This window comes from Streptomyces sp. NPDC037126 (assembly GCF_055605965.1).
Genome location: NZ_JBVJTD010000008.1, coordinates 123,448 through 149,523 on the forward strand (window position 1 = coordinate 123,448; position 26,076 = coordinate 149,523).

Sequence of the window (26,076 nt, forward strand, 5' to 3'; positions counted from 1 at the left end):
CAACTCGCCTCCCGGGGACGGTCAGGGCAGCTTGCCCGCGGTGCGCAGGGCGCTCAGGACCGCGCCCACCGCCTCGGAGGACTTGTCCTCGCCCGTGGCCCGCCGGTGGTAGTTCAGCCCACCGGGGTTCTCCATGTTCAGCTCGATGACGTACGGATAGGCGAGGTCGACGCCCACGTAGAAGATGCCGTGGTCCATCAGCCGCTTGCCGAGGCCGCGCAGGAACGCCTCCTCGTCGGCGGTGAGGGTGAGGCGGGCGAAGCGGGCCCCGACGGTCGCGTTGGCGCGGTGGTCGTTGTCGCGGTGGAAGCGCAGGAAGCCGGTCACGGGAACGTCGCCGGCGAGGATGACCCGCTTCTCGTTCTCCCGCACGTTCGGGATGTACTCCTGCACCGCGGTGTACCGCTTGGCCATCCCGATGATGTCGCGGCCGTAACTGACGTACCGGGACGTGGCGTTGCCGGTCGCGGCGGCCAGCATCGCCGAGCGGTTGCGGTCCTTCTCGTTGACGACGTAGACGTTCTGCCCGCAGCCGCCGTTGGTCGGCTTGGTGACCCAGGAGCGGTCGGGGTCGGACTCCACGAGCGTGTTGAGGAACTCGTAGTCGTTCGAGACGTACGAGGCGGGCAGGTTCCCGGGGGGCACCACGGCGCCCAGGTTGCTCTTGGCGTTGAGGTAGAACAGGGCGGTCGCGTCGTTGACGAACGGCACCCTCCGGTTGAGCAGCCAGAGCAGCTGGAAGTAGTCGGTGGTGGCCTCCGGATGGGTGCCGGCGAGCACCCAGACCAGGTCGAAGTCCTCGGCCGAGGCGTAGGACTCGCTGAGCTTCGGGAACTCGCCGCCGGCGACGAACTCCTCCGACACCCGCATCCGGTCGCACACGACGACCGAGTCGTGGACGGCGAGCGTGTCGATGTCCCCGATGTGCACCTCGTGGCCCTCGCGGTGGAGGGCGCTGGGAATGATCGAGTGGTTGTCGAGCTTGAATTTGTGGGCTTCCGAGACCAGGACCAGGATCCTGTAGGACATGGGTGTCACCTCGTTGTGCGGTTCAGGCGGGCGGCAGTTCCTCGATGTGTTCCATCAGCCAGGCCTCGGCCTGGAGCAGCCGCTGCTCCACCTCGGCGGCGTCGCCGCCGGCGACGATGACGAAGCACAGGTGGGAAGCGCTGTAGAGCGTGACCGCGTCGGGCGCGATCTGTTCGTTGACCTCGTAGTGCCGCACCCACGGGAACGGCGGCCTGCCCGGCAGCCGTACCGGGCGGCCCTGCGGCAGGACGGAGACCGAGCCGTGCACCTCGGCCGGCGGGTCGGCCGGGGGCGCCTCGCAGGGCAGACCGCAGGACAGCCGCAGCGAAGCGGTGTGCAGGTCCACGCCGTACGTGGCCCGGGTGAGGGCGGGGATGCGGTCGCCACCCACCCGGGAGGCGATCTCACACATCACCAGTTCGTCCTCGGGCGTGTGGAAGACCTCCAGGTGGTAGGCCCCGGCCTCGGGAGTGTCGAAGGCTTCGAGGACGCGGTCGAGGAAGTCCTCCAGCCGCACGGCGAACGGGTCGTCGGGCCGCAGCTGGACGGAGCCGTTGTTGTCCCCGGAGAAGACGCCCAGGCAGCTGCGCAGATAGCGCGAGGACGCCACGAAACGGTAGCCGGGGCCCAGCACGGCGTCCACGTGGTACATCGGGCCCTTGACGAACTCCTCCGCCATCAGGTCCTCCCGCCACGGTCTGCGGCTGAGGGCGATTAGTTCGTCGTCGCCGTGCAGGACGGTGATGTCGCGCGCCCCGCCCTGCTTGACGGGTTTGACGACGACCGGGAAGCCGTGCTTCTCGACGAAGTCCGTCAGGTCGGTGAACGTGGCGAGGCGGGCGAAGCGGGCCGTGGGGACCGTGCGCCCTGCGACCTGTTTCATGACCACCTTGTCGCGGAACGACAGGGCGCTGGCCACGGACTGGCCGGGGACGCCGAGGTCCTCCCGCATGCGCGCGACCCGTTCCAGGTCGTACTCGTTGTCCGTGATGATGTGGCTGAACGGCCGTTCCCGGGCCATCCGGCGGATCATCAGCTCCGGGTAGGGAACGGCCTCGCACTCCGGCACGTGTTCGTATCCGCCCAGCCCCCGCGTGTGGGCCAGCTCGTGATGGCTGAACACGTGGAGCGTGTCCGCCACGTCGGGGAACATGGCGGGGTAGTCCAGCCGCGGACCGTAGTTGATCACTGCGATGTTGGTCATGGGTGTCGGCCTCGGGTCGTGTGGTGCCTGGTCGTGCGGTGCGTCAGTGGAGCCGGCGGGTGCCGGGGGCGGCGCGGTGGCGGATGTCCCACTGGTTGCGGCGCACGTAGGTCCGCTGCAGCCAGCGGTCGCGTCCGTCGTAGTGCGCCGTGAACGGCGAACGCGCGTGCAGGCCCTTGCGGTTGTTGATCAGCAGGGCCTGGCCGGGCCGCAGGAGCACATGGTGGGCGACCGTCCGGCAGGCGGCCTGGAGCCGGTCCAGGGCGGACCGCGCCTCGTCGTCCAGCGGACGGACGCCGTTGGCGGCGGCGGACACCTCGGGGCAGGCCTCGGGGCCGCTGATCATCGGGACCGGGTCGGACAGCACTTCGGCGCCCCGCGCGACGTCGCGGACGTAGCTGCCGGGCGCGTTCATCCGGAAGCGGGGGCCGCGCAGCGTCCGCAGCGCCGCGTCGTCGAGGACGCGGCAGATGTCGCGTGCGTCGGCGTAGTACGTGCCCGCCACCCCCTCCGGGTCGGCGCGCAGGCAGCTGAGGACGAGGAAGTCCGGGCTGGCGAGGTCGTAGCGGCCACAGGGGTCGTGGACGATGTCGTTGTGGAAGTTGAGGAAGACCGCGGAGCCCTGGTTCGTCTGCGTGCGGGCGCCGCTCGCCACGGGGACCACGTCGTGCACCAGCTGCCCGCTCTTCTCGGTGGCGAACCCGACCGGCTCGCCCAGCAGCCCGCTCAGGCCCAGCAGGACGCCCTCGGCCACGAAGGTGGCCTTGGCCGGGCTCGGGCTGCCGTCGCGCGGTGTGTCCGGCAGCCGCGGATCCACGGGGAGGTTCCGGACGTGGCCCAGGCCCGGGGTGTCCGGGTGCCGGCCGAAGTCCAGTACGTCGCGCAGCAGTTCGGTGGGCATGCGGGCGAAGATCTGCAGATAGCGGGACATCGCCCAGTCGATGTCGCCGGACGGGTCGGGCTCCGCGACCAGATGAGCGCCGAGGGTGTCGCGGACGTGGTCCGGCACATCGATCCTGGCAAGGGTCTCCGGCGCGGTCGGGGCGGACGCGTGGACGGTCATGCGCGTACTCCTTCGGCGTGCGGGTGGACGGGGGACGCGGGGAGGCCGGCGTGCAGCTCACGTGCGAGGAGCACGGCCTCCTGCTCGTCGGCGGCGACATGGACGGTGGCGAGCCCGTCCCGGAGCACGGTCACGGGGATGCCGACGGCCCGGCCGGGGCCCACACCGTGCCGGCACTGGACCTCCGCCAGGTCGACGTAGCCGCCGATCACCGCGACACTCCGGGCGTCGTCCAACCGGATCGCGTCCACGCCCTCGACGCCGAACGCCCGGTGCGCCCGGTCGGCGGACGCGGGGTCGGGGTAGGTGAGGACGACGGAACGCGGATTGAGCACCACGGCGTCGACGGCGGGGTGGCCGGGGCCGATGACCGTGCCCCGGGAGAACGGCCGGGTGTTGTGCCGGCAGACGATGGTGACACCGTGCCGTTCGGCCAGCCGCACGGCACGGTGGTGGAGCACCTTCGCGCCGTGCCGGGACATGGCGGCGGCGTCGGCGTAGGAGACCTGGTCCAGCAGCCGGGTGCCGGGGACCTGGTTCGGGTCGCAGCTGTGGATGCCCGCGACGTCGGAGTGGATCTCGCACTCGGTGGCGCCCACGGCGACGGCCACCGCGAGCGCGGACAGGTCCGAGCTGTTCTTGCCCAGCCACGTGGGGCGGCCCTCGGCGTCGACGGCCTGGCCGCCGGGGACGACGGCCACCTCGTTGGCGTCCAGGGCGCGCCGCAGCGGGCGCGGGTCGGTCCGGTGCAGCCGCGCCCACATGAAGGGCCCCTCGGTCGTGAACCCCGTCAGGTGTCCGGCCAGCACCGTGGCCCGGCGGCCGAGGCGGTGCAGCGCGGCGGCCAGCAGCTGGGCGCTGACGGTGTCCGCCAGGGTGAGCAGCCCGGCCACCCGGTCCCCCGAGGGGCTGGGGTCGACGGCGTGCAGCCGTTCCCGCAGCAGCTCGGTCTCCCCGGGCATCGCGCTGACGACGACGGCGAGCCGGCGCCCTCCGGTGTCGAGCCGGGCGGACAGGGACCGCGCCAGCTCCCCGTAGGCGGCGGGTGTGGCGAAACTGGACCCGCCGAACTTGAGGACCACGGGCGGTGCGAGGGCCGTCACAGCACACCCCGCTCGACCAGTACCTCGGCGATCTGGAGGGCGTTGAGGGCGGCCCCGATGCGGAGGTTGTCCGCCACGACCCACAGCCAGAAGCCGCGTGGGTTGTGCGGGCTGACCCGGATGCGCCCGACGTGCACACGATCGGGGTCGCCGGCCGTGCGGGGCGTGGGGAACGCTCCCGGCACGTCCTGGTCGTGGACGGTGACCTCGGGTTCGGCGGCGAGCAGCCGGACCAGTTCCGCGCGGTCGACGACGTCGCCGCACTCGATCCAGGCCGCCTCCGAGTGGCCGTTCAGCACCGGCACCCGCACGCAGGTGGCGGTCACGTCGAGGTGCGGCAGGCCGAGGATCTTGCGGGACTCCTGGACCATCTTCTGCTCCTCCAGCGTGAAGCCGGTGTCGAGGAGTTCGTCGATGAAGGGGATGACGTTGAAGGCGAGGGTGGGGGAGAAGGCGCTCGCGGGCGGGGTGGCCGCGGGGTCCGCCAGGCTGACGCTGCTGGCCTCGGTGAGCTCGCTCATGCCCGAATGGCCCCGCCCGGAGGCGGCCTGGTAGGTGCTCACCACGGCCTGCCGGATGCCCCACCTCTGCGCCACCGGCCGCAGCAGCCGGACCAGCGGGATCGTGGAGCAGTTGGGATTGGCGACGACGCCACCGGCCGGACGGACGCCGAGTTCCGCCGCGTTGACCTGCGGCACGACCAGGGGCGTGCCGGGGGCCATGCGGAAGGCGTTGGTGTTGTCGATGACGAGAGCGCCCTGGGCGACCGCGGAGGGCACCCACTTCCGGCTCACCGAACCGCCGGCCGAGAAGAAGGCGATGTCGGTGGTGGAGAAGTCGAAGGTGTCAAGGGCCTCGACGCGCCGGGTACGGCCGTCCACGGTCAGTTCACGGCCCGCCGAACGAGCGGAGGCGACGAGGCGCACCTCCCGGTAGCGGAAGCCGCGCTCCTCGACGAGCCGGATCAGGGTGGTGCCGACGGCGCCGGTGGCTCCCACCAGGGTGATGCGGGGCGCGCTGTCGCCGGGTGTGAGGGGCATGGTGCTCGTTCTCCGTCCGTGGGTCGGGTCGGGTGCGTCCGGGGGCAGGGCTCACAGCAGGTGGTCGAGCAGTCTCCGCAGGGCGTCGGGCCGCTGGGTGACGGGCAACGGATCGACGAAGTGCACCGGCGAACCGAGGGCGGCCGCGCCGGCGTCGGCCACCCGGTCGTCGCCGACCATCGCCACATCGGGTCCGGCCAGTCCCAGCCGCTCGCAGGCGATCGTGAAAAGCCGCGCGTCGGGCTTCTGCACCCCGTGCTCGTACGACAGCACGAAGGCGTCGACGTAGCCGTCCACCCCGTGGTGGCGCAGGACGGGACGCAGGTCGTAGCCGATGTTGCTGACCACGGCCACCCGCACGCCGTGCTCGCGCAGCGTCCGCAGCACCTCCTCCGTGTCCGGGTAGGGCTGCCAGGCGGGCGGGGTCATATGGCGTTCGTAGAGGGCGTCGGTCAGCTCCGGCCAGGGGAGTCCCGCGGCGCGGAGCAGCCCGGTGTAGGCCGCCCGGTGCCGTACGGCGTCCAGGTCCCGCTCCTGCCACAGGGCGAACAGTCCGGGGTCGGCCGTGCGCGGGGCCGGCCCGCCGGGGACCGCCCCGCACTCCTCCAAGTGCCCTGCCCAGAGCTTGAGTTCGGCCTCCTCCAAGGGGCGGCCGGATGCCTCGGCCACGGCGCGGAGCCAGCTCTCGGCGTCCTCCAGGTGGAAGAGCGTGCTGGAGAAGTCGAACATGCATCCTTTGACGGCCATGGGGCTCCTTCGTGGGTGGCGGGGGGTGCGGGCCGGAGCGAGCGGGCCCTCGGCCGGGGGCACGCTTCAGGTGGACGGGTGCCGGGTCCGGGAACGGTCGCGGCCGTGGCGCACCAGGTGGCCGAGCAGCGCGGCCAGCGCGGCGAGCAGCGCGATGGTGGTCATGGCCGTCGGCAGACCGAAGGCCTCACTGAGGAAGCCGATGGACGGCGGCCCGAGCAGGATGCCGGTGTAGCCGAGGGTGGACGCCACGGCGACCCCGTGGGACCCGCCGGAAGCACCGGCGTTACCGACGGCGACCGGGAAGACGTTGGCCAGGCCGGTCCCGGTCAGCGCGTAGCCGAGGAGGACCAGCCAGGTCACCGGTGCCAGCGCGCCGGCCAGGATGCCCGCCGCGGCGAGCAGACCGCCGGCCACCAGGACCCTCGTGTCCCCCAGCCGTTCCAGCAGCCAGGTGCCCGACGCCCGGGACGCCGTCATCGTCAGGGCGAAGCAGGAGTACCCGGCCGCCGCCACGCCCGGCCCGGTGTGCAGGTCGTCGGAGAGGTGCAGCGCGCCCCAGTCGGCGAGCGCCCCCTCGCCGTAGGCCGTGCACAGGGTGATCAGCCCGTAGACCACGATGAACGGACGCAGCCGGCCGGTGCCGCCCGGGCCGTGGGGCCGGCTGCCCGCGGTGCCGTCCGGAGCGGGGGAGTCCGGGCCCTCGGGCACGGGGGAGCGCAGCAGCACCCGGCCGGCGCCGGCGGTGACCAGGAGCCCGGCGACGGTCAGCAGAAGCAGATGGCGCTGCGGGCTCAGATGCGGGGCGAGCAGCCCGCCGAGCCCCGCTCCGGCCAGTCCTCCCGCGCTGAAAGCGGCGTGGAAGGAGGGGAGGATGGGGCGCCCGATCGCCTCGGCCAGGTCCACGGCCGCCGCGTTGAAGGCGACGTTCAGGCCGCCGTACGCGGCGCCGAACAGAAGCAGGACCAGACCCAGTTGGACGGCGTCGTGGGTGAGCGGGGGCAGTGCGACGGACAGCGACAGCAGGGCCGCGGTGACGACGGTGACGGGGTGGTTGCCGTACCGCCGGCACAGCCGCCCGGCCAGCAGCATGGTGGTCACCGATCCCACCGACACGCCGAGAAGGGCCAGTCCGAGCACGCCGGGTGAGGCGTCGATCTGCTGCTTGATCGCGGGTATGCGGACGACCCATCCGGCGAACACGAAGCCGTCGAGGGCGAAGAAGAGGCTGATCGCCCAGCGCAGGCGGGCCACCGGCAGTCCGGCGGGGGCCGACTGCCGCCGGCCGGTACTCAGGAGCTGGTCCATGGGGTGGTTTCACCCGCTTCCGTGAGGGGCCTCGGCGGTGAGGCGCGCGTCGGTGGGATCGTCGTGCGCCGGTGCCGCGGCGGCGTTCACGTGCCCCGGCTCCGGGGCACCGGTCGCCGGCTCGGGGGCCGGCCCCGGGGTGCCGGTGGCCCTGCGGCGGGCCAGCACGAGGCGGGAGGCCGGCAGCACGAGGACGGCGACGAGCAGCGCCTGCGGGGCGGCGTAGAGCCAGAAGTGCGCGGTGGCGCCGTGGGACTGGGCGAGGGCGTAGAGCCGGCCTCCGACGATGCCGCTGGTGAACGAGCCCAGGCCGAGCGCCATCCGCTGGCTTCCGACGGCCAGCGCGGGCCGCCCGGGAACGGCCCGCAGCGCTTCCAGTTCGTTCTTCAGAAAGATGACCGCCTCGCCCACGCTCATGAGGACCGTGCCGAGGAGGACGAACGGGACACCGGGGCGGCCGATGGCCAGCAGTCCGAGTCCGAAGGCGGGGAAGGCGACCAGCGCGGCCGCCGAGTAGCGCACGCGCCCGATCCATCGGGCGGCCAGGGGCTGTCCGACGATGACGAGCACGCTGTTGACGACGAGGGCGAGGCTGTAGACCACCGCCGAGTGGGAGGCGGTGACGAAGACCCCCAGGTAGTTCTGGAAGAACCAGTAGAGGTAGGCGCTGACCGAGGCCATCAGGGCCGGCGGGGTCAGGAAGGCCCTGACCCAGTCGGTGCCGCTGCCGCCGCTCTCGGGTCGCGCCGGCTTGCCGCGCGGCAACAGCACCGCGTGCAGCAGCGTCAGCGCGGCGAACAGGACCGTGACGACCGAGAACACCACCAGGGGCATGTGGACGATCAGCAGCCCGGAGATCAGCGTGCCCAGCGCCATGCCGCTGCTCAGCGCCGAGTTGTTCAGCGACAGCAGCACGGAGCGGTGCTCCTCGGGGACCTCCCGGACGAGGAAGGCCTTGTTGGCGGGGGAGTAGAGGGCGTCACCGGTCGCGGCGAGCAGCACCGCGGCGACGGCCGGCCCGGGGCTGGACAGCCCCAGCAGGAACAGGCCGAACCCGCCGGTGCGGACGACGAGCCCGGTCACCATGGCCGGCTTGAGCCCGATCCGCTCCGCCACCAGTCCGCCGCCGAGGCAGCCGGCGAACTGCAGGAGGGAGGTGGCCCCCAGCAGCACACCGACCGGGCCCATCGCCATGCCCAGGCGCTCGTGCAGCAGGATCGCGAGGAACGGCAGCACCATGAAGCTGCCGAGCGGCATGACGAACGAGGTGGCCAGGAGGAAGCGGAGAGCGGGCGGAAGACCGGCCAGACCGGCCCTCAGTTCAGAACGACGGGTGCCAGACATCGCCGTCCTCGAATTCCACCCAGTAGGTACGGGTGATGTCCTCTTTGGTGCGCACGGCCGCCGCGTGGTCCGGCACCCGCAGCCAGATCAGCCCGGGGCGTCTGGTGTTCGCGGCGACGGGCAGCGGGACCTCCCCGGGACGGATGTCGATCTCGAAGTCCTCGACGCCCTCGATCCCCCGCAGCAACTCGGGGTCGGCGGTGCGCAGCACGCGTCTGGCGGGCGGGATCAGCGAGACCACCATGCCCACGGCGTGCGTGGAGGGCAGGTGCGGGGAGGTCACGCTCTCGCCGCCGGGCAGCAGGCTGCGCAGGACGGTGGCGATCTCGTCGACGCCGCCGGCGTGCTCGACCATGCGGAAGATGCGATAGCCGCCGATCCGGGTCTGCGACTCGATGATCACCGGGCGTCCGTCGCGGGCGACCTTGACCTCGGTGTGGGTCAGACCCCAGGTGTGACCGATCGCGTCGAGGAAGGCCAGGACCGCGTCGCTGACGCGCGGCACATGCCGGTCGTACGGCGAGGGGGGCGGTACGACGATCTCGGTGACGGCCGGATTGGGATGCCGGGCGAGACGGCACAGGGAGATCCCGGCGACGGCGTGCCGGCCGGCCAGGGTCACCGTCTCCACGCTGTACAGCTCGTCGCCCTCGATGAACTCCTCCGCCAGATGGGGCTCCCCCATCCAGAGCCGGGAGTCCTCCAGGGCGGCGCGCAGTTCCTCTTCGGTGGTGATCTGGTGGACTCCCACGCTGCCCGCGCCGGCGACGGGCTTGACGACGAGCGGCAGGCCGTGACGGGCGTGGAACTTCGCCAGGTCCTCGGCGCTCGCGACGCGGGCCCAGCCGAGGCCGAGTTCGGGGTGCTCGGCGAGGATGGCGCGCATCCGGTCCTTGTAGCGGGTGGCGGCGACCGAGGCGAGGGGCAGTCCCCTGACGCCGAGGGCGTCGGCGATGACGGCGCAGCTCTCCAGGCCCAGCTCGCCGAAGGAGACGGCCGCGTCGAGCGGATGCTCGGCGTGCATGGCGCGGGCCGCCGCCAGACAGGCGACGACCTGCTCGGCCGGGAGGGGACGGACGAACCGGCAGCGGTCGAGGACCTCCAGATCGTGGGGGCCGAAGTCGGCGGTGTTGCCGATGAAGCTGACGTCGAAGCCCAGCGAGAGGGCGGTCTCGATCACTCCGGCCCAGCCGCTGAGGACGAGGAGGTGGGGCCTCGGCTCAGTCACGGCGGTCTCCTTCCATTCGTACGCTCAGCTGGCCGGCGGCGGACAGCACGTTCTGCAGGGCCAGTTCGGAGGTGGCTCCGGTGGCGGACACCACGGCGACACAGCCGTCCTGGTCGGCCACGGTGCGCACGGCGGTGCCGGCCGGCAGGGCGGGGCGCACGGCGGGGCCCCCGGGGTGGTCCGCCAGCAGCTGCGCGCCCTCGACGGCGCGGAGGACACCCGTGCGCGGCGCGTAGAGCCGGGCGTGCGCCGCACCGCACCGGGGAGCGAGGGGCAGGTCCATGAGGGCGGGGCGCCGGCGGAGGGCGAGGTCGACGAAGGCGGAGTACACGTTGACGCCCAGGGCCCGGCACAGCCCCTCGCCGACCAGGCCGCCACCGAGCCGGGGATTGATCTCGACGACCTCGAAGCCCCGGTCGGTGAGGATGAACTCGGTGTGGGCGAACCCCTCGGTGTAGCCGACCGCTTTGAGTACCCGTTCGATCCACTGGGCGGCCTCCTCCGCCAGGCCCGTGGGCAGCGCGACCGGGAGCGCGAGTGCCTCCTCCCGGAACGCGGGGGGCGGGGACAGGACGCGGCTGCTCACCGCGAGCAGCCGGGTGCCGCCCTCCCAGGTGAGGGTCTCCATGCTGTACAGCGGCCCTTGGAAGTAGGGCTCCGCGACCGGCCGGCCGCGCAGCGAGGAGCCCCTCGCCACTTCCAGGACGGCGCGGAGTTCCTCGGGGGTACGGGCCATCCAGACGTGTTTGCTGCCCGTGCCCGCGCTGTCCTTGACGATGAGGGGGAGGCCGGTGCGGGCGGCCACGGACTCGGCGTCGTCCGCACCGGTGACGGGTCCGCCGGCGGCACGGGAGAGCCCGTGCTCGTACAGGCGCCGACGCAGCAGGGCCTTGTCGCGGACCAGGCGCACGGACCCCGGGTCCCGCCCGGCGAGCCCGAGTTCCCGGCGGGCGGCGAGCGCCACCAGGCTCCAGGTGTCGGTCGTGTCGGCCAGCCCGGTGACGTCACCGATCCGCCGGGCGGTGCGGACGACCTCGGACACGTCGAAGGTGTCCACGTCGTGCACGACCAGTCGGTGCCGGTCGGCGGTCGCCAGTTCGTGCAGGTACTCCGTGCGGTCGCGGGTGAGGAGATGGACGGTCAGGCCCGCGTCGTCGGCGGCGTTCACCAGCCGGCCGAGGCCGAACTGCAGCCATTCCAGGGCGATGAGGTTGCGTCCTGTCGGCGGCGTCACCGCGCGTTCTCCCCGGCGCGGGGCGTGAAGGAGCGGCGGCCCCAGTCCATGACGGACCACGGCAGGGCCAGGCCGTCCTGGGTGTCGATGTGCCGGGGCGCCAGGTCCTCGACACGGGTGGCGCTTTGCGGGCGGGCGTAGACGCTGTCGGCGTAGCGGTGCCCGGTGTCGGCGGCGATGAACACACAGGGCCGCCCGGGGGCGCGGGCCGCCTCCCAGCGGGCCGCCAGATAGGTGCAGCCCGCGGACATGCCGGCGTACAGCGCGTGCCGGCGGAACAGGTCGACGGTGGCCGTCACCGCGCTGTCGAAGTCGATCCAGTGCACGCGGTCGTAGAGTTCGTGGCGCACGTTGCGCATGCGGATGGGGCTGCCGATGCCCGAGATCGAGGCCACCGGGTCCTCGACCGGTTCGCTGCCGAAGGTCACGCTCTCGAAGGGCTCCACGCCGACGAGTTCCACGTCGTCGCCCAGTTCGCGCAGGCTGCTGGTCAGCCCGCCGGTGGATGCACCGGAGCCGACCCCGCCCACCAGGGTGAACGGTTCGCCGCCCAACTCCTTGTGGAGCGTCTGGGCGACCTCCCGGTAGCCGAGGTAGTGCACCGCGTCGTGGTACTGCTGCATCCAGTGGACGTTCTGCTCGGTGTCCAGGATGTGGGCGACGCGTTCCATGCGGGCCGCCTGATCCATCTTGTCGACCAGCGGGCCCGGCGGAATCGTCACCCGCTCGATGCGCGCGCCCAGCATCTCGAGCTGACGGCGCAGTTTTTCGTCGACCTTGGTGGAACAGACGATGCGGCACCGCATTCCGTATTTGTGGCAGGCCATCGCGAGGGAATAGCCATAGGTGCCGCTGGAGCTGTCCATCAAGGTGTCGCCGGGTTTGACGACTCCGGTCACCAGCAGGTGTCGTACGGCTTCCAGGGCCGAGTAGAGTTTCATCATCTCGAAACGCAGGACATGCAGATTGCTGTCCAGACGGATGATGTCCGGCTGTTTCATCGCGTCGGCGGCGTGATCAAACATATGCCTGTCCCGTTCTCTTGGCGGTGGTAGGAGCCGTGTGTGCCGCGGTGCTTCCCCAGTGAGCGCCGACGTTTTTCACCGTGCGGGGGTGTTCTGTTTTCCGGTTTTGGCGTACCGGGAGTGACGCGGCCGGAGCGGGGGTGGGCCGGCCGCGTCCGTCATGGGGCCCCGGTGTCCGTCAGGCCGCCGCGGTGACCGCTTCCGCGGCCACGGGGATGCCGAACGTGCGGTGCGCGGTGCGCGTGGTGAGGTGCCGGACGTCCGCGTCGGACAGCCCATGGGCCTTGGCGTTCGCGATGTGCAGGGCCAGCGGCTGCGATCCGGCCGCGACGACGCCGTTCTCCTCGTACCACAGGCCGTTGTCACCGGTGTGGTGCAGCGGCCGGCCACCGAGCCGGGCCGAGTCGCACCGGTCGGTCATGATCATGGCGTTGCGCGGCCCCATCAGCTGTACGGCTCGCGCGGCCAGCGCCAGGTCGACGTGCTCGCCGTCGAAGTTGACGCAGGCGGAGATGCGGCAGTTGACAGCCTGCTTGATGATGGCGCCCGGCACGGGCCCGGCGATCTCGCTGATGTTGTCCAGGGTCCAGTTGGGCAGCTCGTACGACTCGATGACGCGGTCGCGCTCGCGGCGGGCCCGTTCGGTCCGGAAGGCGTGCCGGATGTTCAGCGGCATGTCGTTGAACAGGTGGTCCGTGGTGACCCGGACGCCCGTGCCGTTCCACTCCGACTGGTAGGCGATCTCCACGATGGCGTCGACGTTGTCGGCGCTGCGCCGCGGGTCGTCCCGGGTGAAGTGGCCGAGCGCCGGGCGTACGCCCTGGGCCAGCAGCGTCGGCACGATCCACGAGAAGTCGCTGGTGCGCAGGTTGGGGTCGTCCTGGAGCACGGACTCCGGGGAATAGGCGTCCGGGGACACGACCGTGTACACCAGGCCGTGCTGCCCCAGGGCGGCCAGCCGCTCCCACTCCTGCCGGCTCGGCGCCCACACGGTGGAGGTCGGGGTGCCGCCCCGGTGCGACAGCAGGGGGCCTTCGAGGGCCACACCCGGCACATGCGGCAGCAGCCCGTCCTCGCGCATCTCGGCGTAGCGGCGCATGAACGCCTCGAACTCGGTCAGCCGGTCGCGGTGCAGATACATCGTGGGCAGGGCCAGCACGCCCTCGCTCGCGCACCACTCGTCGAGCCGGTTCAGATCCACCCGGGTGAAGTCGGAGAAGTCCACGTCCCCGAATCCGTGACAGTGCACCTCCACCGGACGCATACCGTTCTCGTCCACGTCGAACGGCTTCACTTCACTCTTTGCTCGTATCGAACTCATCTGCCGGAGCTCCCTCTTCGGTCGGCGTTGCCTCGATTCTGGGACGGCGAAGTGCGCGGTATCCAGTGCGGGCAATGCTCATGTAGCTGCATTGCAGGTTGATGAAGGAGCGATCACCGGGGGTGCGGTGCGTATTCTCGCTTCCGGGCCGCCCGCCGTCGCCGAGCAGCAATGGAGGCGTGAACGGTCCTGCGGAGCCGGAGAGTTGGGCTTCCGGCTCCCCTCACCCCCTTCCTTGCTCAGGAGAGAACCTCCATGCCTTCTTCTGCGGTCATATCCGACCGGGAATTCGCCCCTCCCCCACGTGGGCGCCGCATAATCCTCTCCAGCGTGTCGTCCGATTCCCACACCTGGAATCTGGTCTATCTCCAGCTGCTGCTGGAGGAGTTGGGTCACGAGGTCCACAACCTCGGTGCCTGCGTGCCGGACGAGCTGCTGCTTCGGGAGTGCCGGAGCCACCGCCCCGACCTGGTCCTGATCAGCAGCGTCAACGGCCACGGCTTCCTCGACGGCCGTCGGCTGATCATCCGGCTGCGGGCGGAGCCGGACCTCGCCGGACTCCCCGTCGTGATCGGGGGAAAGCTCGGCACCGGCGGCGCGGACGACGGCGCACACGGCCCGGCCCTGCGGGTGGCGGGTTTCACCGCCGTGTTCGAGGGCGATGCCGCGATCACGGAGTTCCGCGCGTACATGCGCCGGCCGCCCGCTGCGGCCCGGACCGCGCCGCCCGCCCTGGCGGTGGCGGCCGCATGAGCGGCCCCGCACCGCATGGGCCGCCCGGTGGAACCGGCCCGGCGCCGTTCGGCGCCACCGTCGCCGCGGCCCGGGCGGCGGGCGAACTGGTGGTCCAGCCGCGCATGGGATTCGCCACCGTGGCGGCCATGCGGCACGGCTTGGAGGCCGTGCGTGACGTGCCGGCGCGCACGGTGGGCACCATCACCCTGGACAGCTACACCCGGGTCGGCGATCACGACTCCGCCCGCCGCGCGCTCGTCCGGGGCGAGAAGCTCAACGGCTACCCCCTCGTCGCCCACGGCGCCTCCCGCACCAGGGAGTTGACCGCGTCCGTCGGCGCACAGCGGCCGTTCGCGGTCCAGGTGCGGCACGGCTCCGCACTGCCGCTGGACATCGTCCGGGCACTGCTCGACTCGGGTCTGGACGCCACCGAGGGCGGACCGGTCTCGTACTGCCTGCCGTACAGCCGCACCCCGCTGCGCCGGTCCGTGGACGCGTGGGCGCGCTGCTGCGAACTGCTGGCCGCCGGCTCGCCGACCGCCCATCTGGAGAGTTTTGGCGGCTGTCTGCTCGGACAGCTGTGTCCGCCGGGTCTGCTGGTGGCGATGAGCGTGCTGGAGGGGCTGTTCTTCGAGCAGCACGGACTGCGCGACATCTCCCTGAGCTACGCCCAGCAGACCGACTTCGGGCAGGACGTCGAGGCGATCGCCGCCCTGCGCCGGCTGGCCGGCGAGATGCTGCGGGAGGCCTCCTGGCACGTCGTCCTCTACACCTACATGGGCGTCTTCCCGCGGACCGAGGCCGGCGCGCTGGCCCTGCTGCGGCACAGCGCCCGGCTGGCCGCCGCGACCGGAGCGGAGCGGCTGATCGTCAAGACGCCCGCCGAGGCGCACCGGATCCCCACGGTCGAGGAGAACACACGGGCCCTGCGGGAGGCGGCCCGGGCGGCCGCCTGCCACACGTCCGCGGCGGACACCCTGGCCGCGGCCCGCCCGCACGCGGGCGACGGGGTGTACGACGAGGCCCGCACCCTGGTCGAGGCGGTCCTCGAACTGCACCCGGACATCGGGCGCGCGCTCACCATCGCGTTCGCCCGCGGGCACCTCGACGTCCCCTACTGCCTGCACGCCGACAACGCCCAGCGCTCGCGCGCCTTCGTCGACGGCGACGGGCGCCTCGCCTGGCTGTCCGTGGGCGCCATGCCGATCCGCCCCACGGCGGCGCCCGGCCGGGCCCGGCTCGGCGCGGACGACTTCCTCGGGATGCTCTCGTACACCCAGTCGGAGTTCGACCGTGCCGCGCTCGCCCGGGTCTGAGGCGGAGCCGCCGCCCCGGCCCGCCGCGCCTCCCGCCGGCACCGGCCTTCCCTTCCTTTCCCTCGTCGCTTCCGTCCCGTGCGGCACCCGCTGCCGCCGAACGGGCTCAAGGAGAAACCTCATGACCGACTCCCAGCAGCCGCCCGTCGCCCACACCGTCGCCGTCGTGGGCACCGGCCCCCGCGGCATCTCCGTACTCGAACGCCTCGCCGCCCTGCTCCGCGACCGTGGCCCGGGCGCCACTCCGGTCCACCTCTACGCCATCGACGCGGTCGAGGTCGGGGCCGGCCGCGTGTGGCGGTCCGACCAGGACGACTGGTTCACCATGAACACCGTCGTCGGACAGGTGACGATGTTCTCCGGCGAGCCCGACGGGAAGCGCCCGAGGCCCGGCGCCGGACCCTCGCTCGGCGAGTGGCTCGACCGGTACGCCCCCGACCGCGACCGGCGACCGGCGCTCGGCCCCGACGACTTCGCCTCGCGCCGCGACTACGGGCGCTACCTCCGGTTCGTCCACCGCACCATCGCCGCCGAACTCCCTGACCACGTCAGCCTGTTCCCGGTCAAGGCCCGGGTGACCGCCGTACGACCGGACCCGCGCGGCGGCTACCGGCTCACCCTGGACGACGGCACCCGGACGATCACGGCCGACAAGGTCGTGCTGGCCACCGGACACCCGCGCAACGATCCCGACGCCTTCGACCGGGCCATGCTCGACTTCACGGCCTCGCGTCCCGCCCTGCGCTACGTCCGCGGGGACTCCGCAGCGGACATGGACCTGGACGGGGCCGTGCGCCCCGGATCCACCGTGGCGATCCGCGGACTGGGTCTCACCTTCTACGACGTCCTGCTGTCGCTGACCGTGGGCCGCGGCGGCGCGTTCGTCCGCGACGACGACGGCACCCTGCGGTACGTGCCGAGCGGGCTGGAGCCCCGTGTCGTGGCCGGATCGCGCAGTGGACTGCCCATCCCGGCACGCGGGCGCAACCAGAAGGCACCCGGGTACGTGCATCCGGCCCGTTTCCTCACCCAGGAGGCGGTGGCGTCCGCCCGGGCCCGCCGCAGGGAGGCGACGGGCAGCCCCTTGCTGGACTTCGCGCAGGACCTGCTGCCGCTGCTGCGCAAGGAGGTTCAGCACGTCTACTGGACCACCCATGTACGGGCCCTGTCCGGCGCCGCGGCCGCCCGGGACTTCGCGCGGCAGCACGCCGAGAAGCTGCACGCGGACGACGACACCTCCGTCCTGCTCAAGGAGGCGGGCCTGGACCACCTGCCCCCGCTCGATCTGCGGGCGCTGGCCCGCCCGTTCGCCGGCGAGACCTTCGCCGGACCCGGCGCCTGGCAGGAACGGCTGCTGGGGGTGATGGGCCAGGATCTCGCCGAGGCCGTACGGGGCACCCTCGACGGCCCGCTCAAGGCGGCTCTGGACGCGCTGCGGGACCTGCGCGGGATCGTGCGGTCGGCCATCGACTACGGCGGCCTGCTGCCGCACTCCCACCGCGACGACTTCCTGCGCGACTACGCGCCGGTCAACGCGCTGCTCTCGGCCGGACCGCCCATGGTCCGCAGCGAGCAGCTGATCGCGCTGATGGAGCGGGGAGTGGTGGAGATCGCCGGTCCCGACACCCGGTTCGGCGCCGACGCGGCGCGCGGCCGGTTCACGGTGGTGTCCCCCCAGGTCGCGGGCTCCGAGAGGACCGCGGAGGTGCTGATAGACGCCCGCATACCCACCCCGTCCCTGCCGCGTGACGGCTCCCCGCTCACCCGGCAGCTGCTGGCGGAGGGCCTGATCCGCGAGTTCGTGCACACCGACGCCGGATCGGGGACGTCGTACGCCACCGGCGGCATCGACATCGTCCAGGGCTCCTTCCAGGTCCGGGACGGTGCGGGGCGTGTGCAGCCGGGCCTGTACGCGCTGGGCATCCCCACCGAGCACGTGCGCTGGTTCACCCAGATCGGCAACGGACGCCCGGGCGTGGCCACCGACTTCATGAAGGTCGCCGACACGGTGGCCCGGGACGTCCTCTCGGGCCTGACCGACGACGACACCCAGGACGAGGCACCGGGACGCGACACCGCACGGGCCGTTCTGGTGGGACCCGACCGCGGGTCCCACGGCTAGGCCACCCGTTCCCCTCCACGAAAGGTTCCACCGGCAATGACCGCGCAGCCCACACAGGCGCACCTGGAGTTCCGTCAGGCGCGCGACATCCTGCTCGAACACCGCGACGACCTGGAGACGGCCCGCCGGCTGTTCCGATGGCCGCGACCGGACCGTTTCAACTGGGCACTCGACTGGTTCGACGTGGTGGCCCGCGACAACACCGCGCCGGCGCTTCGGGTGATCGGCCCCGAGGGCGACCGGGACTACTCCTTCGACACCCTGCGGCGCCGCTCCGACCAGGTGGCGTCCTGGCTCCAGCACCTCGGCGTCCGCCGCGGGGACCCACTGCTGCTGCTCCTCGACAACCGGGTCGAGCTGTGGGAGGTGATGCTCGCCGCCATCAAGCTCGGGGCGGTCGTCGTCCCGACGTACACCACGACCACGCGGGCCGAGCTGGTCGACCGCGTCGAGCGGGCCGGGGTCCGGCACGTGGTCGCCGCGTCCGAACTGGCGGACCGCTTCGCGGACATCCCCGGCGGCTGGACCCGCATCGCCGTCGGCGCGCCGCGGCCCGGCTGGGTGCCGTACGACGACTCGGCGGACGCCCCCGCCGACTTCGGCCCGCGCGGCTGGTCGTCCGCCGACGATCCGCTGTTCTGCTACTTCACCTCGGGCACCACCTCGCGCCCGAAGATGGTCGCGCACACCCACCTCAGCTATCCGGTGGGTCACCTGTCCGGCATGTACTGGAACGGCGTGCGTCAGGGGGACGTCCACCTCAACGTCTCCGCGCCCGGCTGGGCCAAGCACGCCTGGAGTTCGTTCTTCGTCCCCTGGAACGCCGAGGCCACCGTGGTCGCCCTGGCCGATCCGCGCCCGTCCGCGGCGGCCGTCCTCGATGTGCTGCGCACCCGGGAGATCAGCACGTTCTGCGCTCCGCCCACCGTCTGGCGGGCGATGGTGGACCTGGGGCTCGGCGAGCGGCCCGCACGGTTGCGCGAGGCGACGGCCGTCGGGGAGTCGCTGGAGCCGGCGCTGTTCCACGCGGTGCGCCGGGCCTGGGACCTGCCGGTGCGGGACGGGTTCGGCCAGACGGAGACGACGGCCCAGATCGGCAACCCGCCCGGCCGCGAGGTCGTCCCCGGGCGCATGGGCTGGGCCCTGCCCGGATACGACCTGGTGCTGATCGACCGGGAGACCGGGCAGGAGGTTCCGGACGGTACCCCGGGCGAGCTGTGTGTGCGGCTCTCGCCCCGTCCCGCCGGCATGATGACGGGCTACGCCGGCGACGAGGAGCGTACGGCCCGCGCCTTCGACGACGGTGTCTACCACACCGGTGACCTGGTGGTCCGCGACCGGGACGGCGGCTACGCCTACGTCAGCCGGACCGACGACATGTTCAAGTCCTTCGACCACCGCATCTCGCCGCTGGAGCTGGAACGGGCCCTGCTGCGCAGTCCGGTGGTCGCCGACGCCGCGGTCGTGGCCGTGCCCCACCCGGTCGGGATGTGGGAGCCCAAGGCCTATGTGGTGCCCTCCGGCGGCCATGCCCCGGACGAGGCGACCGCCCTGACCGCGTTCCGTGACTCGGTGGAGGTGCTGCCGCGTGAGAAGTGGGTGCGCGTCCTGGAGTTCGTCGACCGGCTGCCGCTGACGCCGTCCGGCAAGATCCGCCGCGCCGAGCTGCGGGAACGGCCGCAGGTCGCCGGCATGACGCACCGGTTGCCCGCCGTATGGGAGGAGGACGGTGATGGAGAAGCACTCCGGGGAGCGGAGCCCGCTGCTCTGCATGTGCCTGCACGTGACGGAGCGTGAGGTGCTCGCCGCCGTCGCGGCGGGTGCGTGCGACCTCGAAGCCGTGCGGGACGCCACCGGGGCGAACACCGGCTGCGGCGACTGCGCCTTCGACATCGAGGACCTGATCGCGGAGCGGATGGACAGCCAGGCGTCGGGGTGACGTGACAGGAGAGCCGGGCCGGTGGTCCGGCTCTCCGTGCGTTCAGCGGCGGACACGGCTGGCGAGGAGGGTGCCGGCGGTGGCCAGCAGGAGCCCTCCGAGAGTGAGGGAATGCAGCGGCTGTCCCAGGAGCAGCGCGGCGAGGACGGCGGTGCACATCGGGACGAGGTAGAAGAGGCTGCTCACCTGGCTCGTCCCGTGGCGCTGCAGAAGGCGGTAGAGGAGGCCGACGCCGACGATGGAGTTGATCAGCGCGCTCCACAGCAGTGCCGGGGCGTACGAGGCGGTGAAGTCGACGTCCCAGCCCTCGACGAGGAGCGCGGGGACGAGTACCACCCCTGCGGCGGCCAGGAGTTGGACCGCGTTGCCGCCCACCGGGTCCATTCGGCCGCAGAACCGCTTCTGGTAGACGGTGCCGGCCGAGATGCCGAGCAGCCCGAACACCAGGAAGCCCAGCCCGAGCAGGTCGTGGCCCGACAGGTCGATCCCGTCGGCGACCGCCAGGGCCACGCCCCCCAGACCCAGGAGCAGTCCCAGACACTGGCCCGCCGTGACCCGCTCGTGCAGCAGGGGTACGGCGAGGAGCGAGGCCGTCAGCGGGTAGAGGGCGATGATCAGTGCGGCGAGCCCGGAGGGCACGCCGAGGTCCATGCCCATGTAGATGCTGGAGAACTGCACGGCCTGGACCAGTGTTCCGGCCACCGCCAGATGGGCCATGCGGCGGCCGCGCGGGAGCCGTTCACGGCGCAGAGCGGCGACGCCCAGCAGGACCGCGCCCGCGATGGCGAAGCGCAGCGTGGCGAATGTGTAGGGCGCCGCATGGCGCAGCCCTAACTTGCCGGACACGAAACCGGAGCTCCACACCACCACGAGCGCCACGCGGGCGGCCAGATCGGCGGGGTGCCGGGCGCGGGACGGCTCATCGGTGGGGAGGGGTGAGCGGCTGAGGACCGGGGCTCGCCCGGAGCCCTCGACGGGAGAGTTCGGCATCGTCACGGTGACCCTTCTCTGTGCAGTAAAAAGCACTGTAGAGCAAAATATCGTTCAGCGCGAGAGTGGGGAACGGGTCGTCCGGGTCCGGCCTCGCCGCCGTGGGCAGCGAAAAGCCCCACGGACAGAGGTCCGTGGGGCTTCGGCGCGGAGCGGAAGGGTCAGTAGAGACTGGAGAAGAGGATGCCCACCATCCGGGCCGGCTCGTCGCTGTCGTTGCGGAAGCTGTGCGGATAGCCCGCCGTCCACTGGATGCAGTCGCCGGCCGACAGGACGTGGTCCACGCCGTTGTAGCGCGCCACCAGCGTGCCGAGGGTCACCACGATGAGGTCGGAACCCTCGTGCTGGAGGTCCTCGGCCAGGCCGCTGTGCGGTGCGAAATCCCCTGTGACCACCTGGTATCCGAGCTCGGGGGAGCGCAGGACCCGGTAGACGACCCCCGGGGCGCGCTCCAGGACGTCCTGCTCGTCCCTGGGGAAGACGGACGGGGTGGCCCGGCCCCGGGAGAAGCCGAGGAACGAGCCGACGTCGTGCCCGAACACCTTGGCGAGCCGGCCGAGCCGCTCCAGCGCGATGTCGGTCTCGCCGCGCTCCAGGGCGGCCAGGAAGGACACGGACAGCCCGCACTCCGCCGCCACCTGGCGCAGTGACATCCCTTTGTGGGTGCGGAGCCGGTGCAGCACCTCGCCGGGTGGCGGGAAACCGAGTTCCGGATCCCGCGGAGCAGCCGACAGCGCAGGGGAGTCCGGGTCAGTCATGCCCGCATCCTAGAGGGCCCCGCGCCCCATCTCCCAGTTGGTGCAAGGGCTCACCCCTCATCGAGCAGTCCGGACTGGGCGATCAGCACGCCCAGCTGGCACCGGCTGCGGGCCCCGAGTCCCTGGTAGATCTTGGCGACATGGGCGCGGCAGGTCCGCACGCTGAGCCCGATGCGGCGGGCGATCGCCACGTCGGTCTCGCCCTGCGCGAGCAGCTGGATGATCGACATCCGGACGCTGGACACCACCTCGCTCACATCCGCGGAGCGGTTGTGGGTCTCGAACGGCCGGGCGCCCACCCAGGCCCGCTCGAAGACGGTCACCAGGAAGTCCACGATGGCCGGCTGGCGGATGGCCACCGCCGCGTCGGCGTCGCCGGCGGCCGGCACGAACGCCAGCTCCCGGTCGAACACGATCATCCGCTCGAACGAGTCGCCGAGCGTGCGCGCCTCCGCGCCGGCCGCGCAGATCCGTTCCACCCGTTTTCTGGCGAGGCTGTCGAAGCGGGTGACGTGCTGGTAGAGGAACCGGGCCCCCGCGAGCCGGCGCGGGGCGGACTCGGGCAGCTCCCAGGCGCTGCGCCGGGCGGTCGCGCCATGGCCGCCCCCGGGGCAGACGACCAGGATCTCCGAGGGGCCCGCCTCCATGGCGGCCGCGATCTCCGCGGCGACGGAGTCCGCGCCCGTGATGGTCTGCAACGGCTCCGCGAGCCGGGTCTCGCGCACGGCCCGTTCGTGCACTTCCTGGAAGACGGCGAGTTCCGCCTGGATCTCCTCCGACATGCGCTCCATCCGCGCGATCTGCGAGTGCAGCGGGGCCAGTCTGCGCGAGGCGGCGGCGCGCGGCGCGACCGGGACGAGCGCCCCGTGGTCGGCGGCCAGTGGCCGCAGGAGCCCTCCCTCCATCAGGAGGCCGACCGCACGGGACGTGCGGGCGTGATCCCAGCCGAGTTCCTGCGCGGACTGTTCGACGTCGAGTATCTGGGTGCGGATGGCCAGCCTGTACAGCTCCTCCGGATCGCCGGTCTCGACTAACGGTTCGGCGTACGGAGCCGTGAGACCTGACTGCATGTATCCCCCTTGGCGCAGCCGATGGCACGACCGTGCGGAAGGACTCCGCGCGGCGCTCGGAATGGTGCCCCCGGGGTAACGCGCCGACCCGAGGGCGTCGCTTATAATGTTTGAACGTACTTAATATCGCACGCACTTCATTGGTCGTCAACTACAGCGGATCAGAAGCCGGTTGAGAAGGTCTCCGCTGTCCATGATGGCGGATGATCTCTCCGGGCCGGGAACCCGGGGGCACTTGTGCGCCGTCCGCCGCGCAGCGGACGGCGGGCCGTTGTCGCCGGGGCGCGAACGGGAAAACGCCGCGTCCTGTGGCGGACGCGGCGTGTCGAGGGGCCGGGCGCCGGGTGGGGTCACGGCGCCCGGCGGGCGGCGGGGAGAGGAAGAGGTGGCGGGGACCCGGTCGGGTGTGCGCCGGGTCAGCGCTCGGGACGTGGCGCGCCGGGATCGGGGGCGCAGGACGGCCGGGAGGCGCCCGGTGCGTCCGCCACCGTCAGCTCCTGGAGCCGGCGGACCTCCTCCACCATGCCCAGCAGGGCGTCGAGGCTGGCTGGCGACAGTCCATGGGCGCGCAGCGCCAGGTTGCGCACCTGCGCATCCCGCAGCGCCGAGACGAGGGCCAGCTGGCCGTCGACCTTGTCCGCCACGTCGTCGTTGACGAAATACTCCGTCGGGACGCCGAAGAACTCCGCGAGCGCTTCCAGATGGTCCAGGGTGACGTTGGACTTCTTGCCGGTGGCGAGTTCCCAGAGATAGGTGCCGGAGATCGCGCGTCCGGTGGTGTCGCGTATCTCCTGCGCCAGCTTCGCGTAGCCCGGCCGTCGGCGCTCGTCTGGGTAGACGGCGGCGATCAGGGTGGTGAGCCGACGGTCGATCTTGCGCTCAGAGGGTGGACCCGAGCGGCGGGACTGGGCTCCGCCCATGCGCGTCCGTTTTCCTTCCATGTCCGGCCAACTACTCGCCGGCCTCGGCCGACACGTACGAGATGCAACCCTGCGACCATGCTACCGTCCGCCCGTCCGGGCGCGGCGGCACTCCGTCGCTTCCGCGCACCCGGTGTCACCCTCGTCCCCACCCGACGTGCGAGAACCGGCACTGGTACCCCAACCCCATGAAGAACTCGGACAGTTCCGCGTGGCGTTGCTGGTCGGGGCGCTCCCGGAACAGGTACCCCACGACGGTGCCCGTGTGGGCGACCACGATCCCGTCCGCACGGAGCTCGGCCCGGTGCTCGTACAGGGCCTCGAAGGTGCGCTTCGGGACGACGCCCTGGGACAGCGCGGCGCTGCGCATGGCGGCCTCCGCGACGGCGGCGGCGTCGCAGCGCCCGAAGGCCGCGAGGAGTTCGTCGACGCAGACGCGGTAGGCCTCCCGGTGCCGGGCGTAGTGCGCCAGCAGGGCGGCCCCGGCCGCCTCGGTGTCGACGGACCCCTCCTCCACGATGTAGCACGCGTACAGGCCGACCCGGGCTCCGAGCCGGCGGACCACCCGCTGCGCGGCGCTCAGGTACAGCGCGTACTCGTCGAGGAAGACGCTGTCGGCCCGTTCTATCCGGGAGAGGATGTCCGTGACGGCGCGCTGCTCGTACGGCAGGGCGAACAGCCGGAACAGGCAGCGGAGCGTGGCCACGATGTCCGCGGTGGAGCTGGCCATCCCCTTGCCCGACGGGAGTTCGGTGTGGAAGGCCATGCTGCCGGGGGGCATGCCGACCCCGTACCGGTCGAGGAAGAGTTCCATGGCCCGGGCAGCCTTGGGCCGTGCCCGAAGGGCCGAGGCGTCGAACCCGCCGGCCGAGGGGTCGAGGGTGACGTGGCACCAGCTGAACTTGTCGACCGGCAGCGAGACGAGGGAGATGTGGGGCAGCCCGGCCTCCCAGTGCGGTCCCTGGTACAGCTCGCCCAGGGTCCCTCTGCTGACACCGCTGTACAGGGCCTGTCCCGTCCGGGCCGGGGTGGCCGTACGGGGCGCGGTCCGGGTCCTCGGTTCAGGCGGCGTCCGCAGCATGGCCCGCCCCTCGGACGTCGGTGGCGGCGAGCGCAGAGCGGACGATGTCCAGCCCCCGGTCGAGTTCCTCGCGGCCGATGGTGAGCGGGGGCAGCACCCGCAGAACCTCGTCGCCTCGGCCGCAGCGCTCCATGACCAGGCCGTCCCGGAAACACAGTTCCTGCACCCGCCGGGCGCGTTCCGGGTCCCCGGTGTCGACTCCCGCCACCAGTCCGCGGCCCCGCACGGGCAGCCCCCGCTCGGCGGTGACGCGCTCGGCGAAGCGGCGCAGGACGGCGGCGTTGTCGTCGAGCCGCGCCAGGAAGTCCGGATCCCTCCAGTGGTCCAGGGCCGCCGTGGCGGCGACGAAGCCCAGCTGGTTGCCGCGGAACGTGCCGCTGTGCTCGCCGGGCAGCCAGACGTCCAGCTCGGGCGAGATCAGCACGAGCGCCAGGGGCAGCCCGTAGCCGCTGATGGACTTCGACAGGGTGACGACGTCCGGGGTGATGCCCGCCTGCTCGAAACTGAAGAAGTCCCCGGTGCGTCCGCAGCCGGCGAAGATGTCGTCCACGATCAGCACGATGCCGTGGCGACGGGTGAACTCCCGCAGTCCTCTGAGGAATTCGGGGGAGGCGCAGTAGATTCCGCCGTCGGACTGGACGGTCTCCAGGATGACGGCGGCAGGCAGCGGAGACCCGCTCGAACGGTCGGCGACCATCCGCTCCAGATACGACAGGGAGTCGAAGGGGCCCGTCGGTCCCTCGGGGTACGGCACGAAGACGGTGCCGCCGGGATCGGTGCCCAGGGCCGCGCGGGCGCCGAGATCACCCGTGACCGCCAGGGAGCCGGCGGACACACCGTGGAACCCGCCGTAGAACGAGACCACTCCGCGGCGGCCGGTCGCCTTGCGGGCCAGTTTCAGCGCGGCCTCGACCGCGTTGGTGCCGGTGGGGCCGCAGAACTGGACCTTGTGCGGAAGCCCGCGGGGAGCGAGGACCGTCTCGTGCAGCGCGTCCAGGAACTCCCGCCGGGCGACGGTGAAGAGGTCGAGCCCGTGGGCCAGGCCGTCGTCGGCCAGGTACCGGAGCAGCCGCTCCTTCACGGCGGCCGGATTGTGCCCGTAGTTGAGCGCTCCCGATCCGCAGAAGAAGTCGATGAACGCCCGGCCCCGCTCGTCGTACAGGAGGGAGCCCCGGCCCGTCGCGAACACGGCGGGGAACTTCCGCGAATAACTCCGGACCTCTGATTCCAGGGGGTGCGGGGAATGCCCCGCCGGTGTCGGTGCGGCAGCTGGCTGCGCGGGCATGAGGTTCTCCTTCGGCGGGAGGGCGGTGGGACGGAGCGGGACCGGGCCGGGGGCCGCGGCACGGGTCGTCATGCGTGGGGGGGCGACGAGCGAGGTGCGCCGCGGTGACCGGCCGGCGCGGTCCACGCGGGCTCCGGGAGGCGGCCGGCCCATGGCGGGGCCTGGAACGGACCGCCACGAAAACACCGCGAACAGGGCACTGTCAACGGCCCGT

At 72.2% G+C, this 26,076-nt stretch carries 23 protein-coding genes; 5 read left to right on the top strand and 18 right to left on the bottom strand.

Annotated features, from left to right (window positions below; all coding sequences use genetic code 11):
- Positions 1 to 21 precede the first annotated feature (21 nt).
- The 12 genes from ACZ7FF_RS19700 to ACZ7FF_RS19755 form a co-directional block, all read right to left on the bottom strand.
- A complete protein-coding gene (locus ACZ7FF_RS19700) occupies positions 22 to 1,029 on the bottom strand; it encodes an ATP-grasp domain-containing protein (RefSeq protein WP_470813501.1) in 1,008 nt (335 codons plus the stop codon).
- Positions 1,030 to 1,051: 22 nt separating this feature from the next.
- Entirely contained in the window at positions 1,052 to 2,233 is a 1,182-nt protein-coding gene (locus ACZ7FF_RS19705; RefSeq protein WP_470813502.1) for an ATP-grasp domain-containing protein, read from the bottom strand.
- Positions 2,234 to 2,276: 43 nt separating this feature from the next.
- A complete protein-coding gene (locus ACZ7FF_RS19710) occupies positions 2,277 to 3,296 on the bottom strand; it encodes a TauD/TfdA family dioxygenase (RefSeq protein ID WP_470813503.1) in 1,020 nt (339 codons plus the stop codon).
- Complete coding sequence (locus tag ACZ7FF_RS19715; protein ID WP_470813504.1) at positions 3,293 to 4,399, bottom strand: amino acid kinase family protein; 1,107 nt, start codon at positions 4,397 to 4,399, stop codon at positions 3,293 to 3,295. Before ACZ7FF_RS19715 ends, ACZ7FF_RS19710 begins: the two co-directional genes overlap by 4 nt.
- The gene (locus ACZ7FF_RS19720) at positions 4,396 to 5,439 is read right to left on the bottom strand and encodes an aspartate-semialdehyde dehydrogenase (RefSeq protein WP_470813505.1); all 1,044 of its coding nucleotides are present in this window, start codon (positions 5,437 to 5,439) and stop codon (positions 4,396 to 4,398) included. The genes ACZ7FF_RS19715 and ACZ7FF_RS19720 overlap by 4 nt, the downstream gene beginning before the upstream one ends.
- A 51-nt stretch (positions 5,440 to 5,490) precedes the next feature.
- The gene (locus tag ACZ7FF_RS19725; RefSeq protein ID WP_470813506.1) at positions 5,491 to 6,186 is read right to left on the bottom strand and encodes an HAD family hydrolase; all 696 of its coding nucleotides are present in this window, start codon (positions 6,184 to 6,186) and stop codon (positions 5,491 to 5,493) included.
- A gap of 66 nt (positions 6,187 to 6,252) precedes the next feature.
- A complete protein-coding gene (locus ACZ7FF_RS19730) occupies positions 6,253 to 7,494 on the bottom strand; it encodes an MFS transporter (protein WP_470813507.1) in 1,242 nt (413 codons plus the stop codon).
- 9 nt (positions 7,495 to 7,503) lie between these two features.
- A complete protein-coding gene (locus ACZ7FF_RS19735; RefSeq protein WP_470813508.1) occupies positions 7,504 to 8,838 on the bottom strand; it encodes an MFS transporter in 1,335 nt (444 codons plus the stop codon).
- Positions 8,816 to 10,066 (bottom strand): ATP-grasp domain-containing protein, encoded by a 1,251-nt coding sequence (locus ACZ7FF_RS19740; protein WP_470813509.1) that lies wholly within the window; start codon positions 10,064 to 10,066, stop codon positions 8,816 to 8,818. The genes ACZ7FF_RS19735 and ACZ7FF_RS19740 overlap by 23 nt, the downstream gene beginning before the upstream one ends.
- Positions 10,059 to 11,300 carry an ATP-grasp domain-containing protein gene (locus ACZ7FF_RS19745; RefSeq protein WP_470813510.1) on the bottom strand — a complete coding sequence of 414 codons (1,242 nt, stop codon included), beginning with the start codon at positions 11,298 to 11,300 and terminating at the stop codon, positions 10,059 to 10,061. Before ACZ7FF_RS19745 ends, ACZ7FF_RS19740 begins: the two co-directional genes overlap by 8 nt.
- Complete coding sequence (locus ACZ7FF_RS19750; RefSeq protein ID WP_470813511.1) at positions 11,297 to 12,325, bottom strand: pyridoxal-phosphate dependent enzyme; 1,029 nt, start codon at positions 12,323 to 12,325, stop codon at positions 11,297 to 11,299. The genes ACZ7FF_RS19745 and ACZ7FF_RS19750 overlap by 4 nt, the downstream gene beginning before the upstream one ends.
- Positions 12,326 to 12,503: 178 nt before the next feature.
- Entirely contained in the window at positions 12,504 to 13,646 is a 1,143-nt protein-coding gene (locus ACZ7FF_RS19755) for a hypothetical protein (protein ID WP_470813512.1), read from the bottom strand.
- A 255-nt stretch (positions 13,647 to 13,901) separates the two neighbouring features.
- Between ACZ7FF_RS19755 and ACZ7FF_RS19760 the strand changes: the two genes are divergently transcribed.
- The 5 genes from ACZ7FF_RS19760 (at position 13,902) to ACZ7FF_RS19780 (ending at position 19,758) form a co-directional block, all read left to right on the top strand.
- Positions 13,902 to 14,399, top strand: a complete 498-nt coding sequence (locus ACZ7FF_RS19760) for a cobalamin B12-binding domain-containing protein (protein ID WP_470813513.1) — start codon at positions 13,902 to 13,904, stop codon at positions 14,397 to 14,399.
- Positions 14,396 to 15,697 (top strand): methylaspartate mutase, encoded by a 1,302-nt coding sequence (locus ACZ7FF_RS19765; RefSeq protein ID WP_470813514.1) that lies wholly within the window; start codon positions 14,396 to 14,398, stop codon positions 15,695 to 15,697. The genes ACZ7FF_RS19760 and ACZ7FF_RS19765 overlap by 4 nt, the downstream gene beginning before the upstream one ends.
- Positions 15,698 to 15,818: 121 nt before the next feature.
- Positions 15,819 to 17,819 (top strand): FAD/NAD(P)-binding protein, encoded by a 2,001-nt coding sequence (locus tag ACZ7FF_RS19770; protein WP_470813515.1) that lies wholly within the window; start codon positions 15,819 to 15,821, stop codon positions 17,817 to 17,819.
- 36 nt (positions 17,820 to 17,855) lie between these two features.
- Positions 17,856 to 19,616 carry an AMP-binding protein gene (locus ACZ7FF_RS19775; RefSeq protein WP_470813516.1) on the top strand — a complete coding sequence of 587 codons (1,761 nt, stop codon included), beginning with the start codon at positions 17,856 to 17,858 and terminating at the stop codon, positions 19,614 to 19,616.
- Positions 19,603 to 19,758: a (2Fe-2S)-binding protein gene (locus tag ACZ7FF_RS19780; protein WP_470813517.1), complete on the top strand. Its 156-nt coding sequence runs from the start codon at positions 19,603 to 19,605 to the stop codon at positions 19,756 to 19,758. The genes ACZ7FF_RS19775 and ACZ7FF_RS19780 overlap by 14 nt, the downstream gene beginning before the upstream one ends.
- A gap of 42 nt (positions 19,759 to 19,800) precedes the next feature.
- Here ACZ7FF_RS19780 and ACZ7FF_RS19785 read toward each other — a convergent pair whose 3' ends face one another.
- The 6 genes from ACZ7FF_RS19785 to ACZ7FF_RS19810 all read right to left on the bottom strand — a co-directional run bounded on the left by ACZ7FF_RS19785 (position 19,801) and on the right by ACZ7FF_RS19810 (position 25,862).
- The gene (locus tag ACZ7FF_RS19785; protein ID WP_470813670.1) at positions 19,801 to 20,748 is read right to left on the bottom strand and encodes a DMT family transporter; all 948 of its coding nucleotides are present in this window, start codon (positions 20,746 to 20,748) and stop codon (positions 19,801 to 19,803) included.
- Positions 20,749 to 20,909: 161 nt separating this feature from the next.
- Positions 20,910 to 21,506 carry a cupin domain-containing protein gene (locus ACZ7FF_RS19790; RefSeq protein ID WP_470813518.1) on the bottom strand — a complete coding sequence of 199 codons (597 nt, stop codon included), beginning with the start codon at positions 21,504 to 21,506 and terminating at the stop codon, positions 20,910 to 20,912.
- Positions 21,507 to 21,556: 50 nt separating this feature from the next.
- Positions 21,557 to 22,576 carry a helix-turn-helix transcriptional regulator gene (locus ACZ7FF_RS19795; RefSeq protein WP_470813519.1) on the bottom strand — a complete coding sequence of 340 codons (1,020 nt, stop codon included), beginning with the start codon at positions 22,574 to 22,576 and terminating at the stop codon, positions 21,557 to 21,559.
- A 416-nt stretch (positions 22,577 to 22,992) separates the two neighbouring features.
- Positions 22,993 to 23,496 carry a hypothetical protein gene (locus tag ACZ7FF_RS19800; protein ID WP_470813520.1) on the bottom strand — a complete coding sequence of 168 codons (504 nt, stop codon included), beginning with the start codon at positions 23,494 to 23,496 and terminating at the stop codon, positions 22,993 to 22,995.
- Between the two features lie 136 nt (positions 23,497 to 23,632).
- Entirely contained in the window at positions 23,633 to 24,577 is a 945-nt protein-coding gene (locus ACZ7FF_RS19805) for a GHMP family kinase ATP-binding protein (protein ID WP_470813521.1), read from the bottom strand.
- Complete coding sequence (locus ACZ7FF_RS19810; protein ID WP_470813522.1) at positions 24,558 to 25,862, bottom strand: diaminobutyrate--2-oxoglutarate transaminase; 1,305 nt, start codon at positions 25,860 to 25,862, stop codon at positions 24,558 to 24,560. The genes ACZ7FF_RS19805 and ACZ7FF_RS19810 overlap by 20 nt, the downstream gene beginning before the upstream one ends.
- Positions 25,863 to 26,076 lie beyond the last annotated feature (214 nt).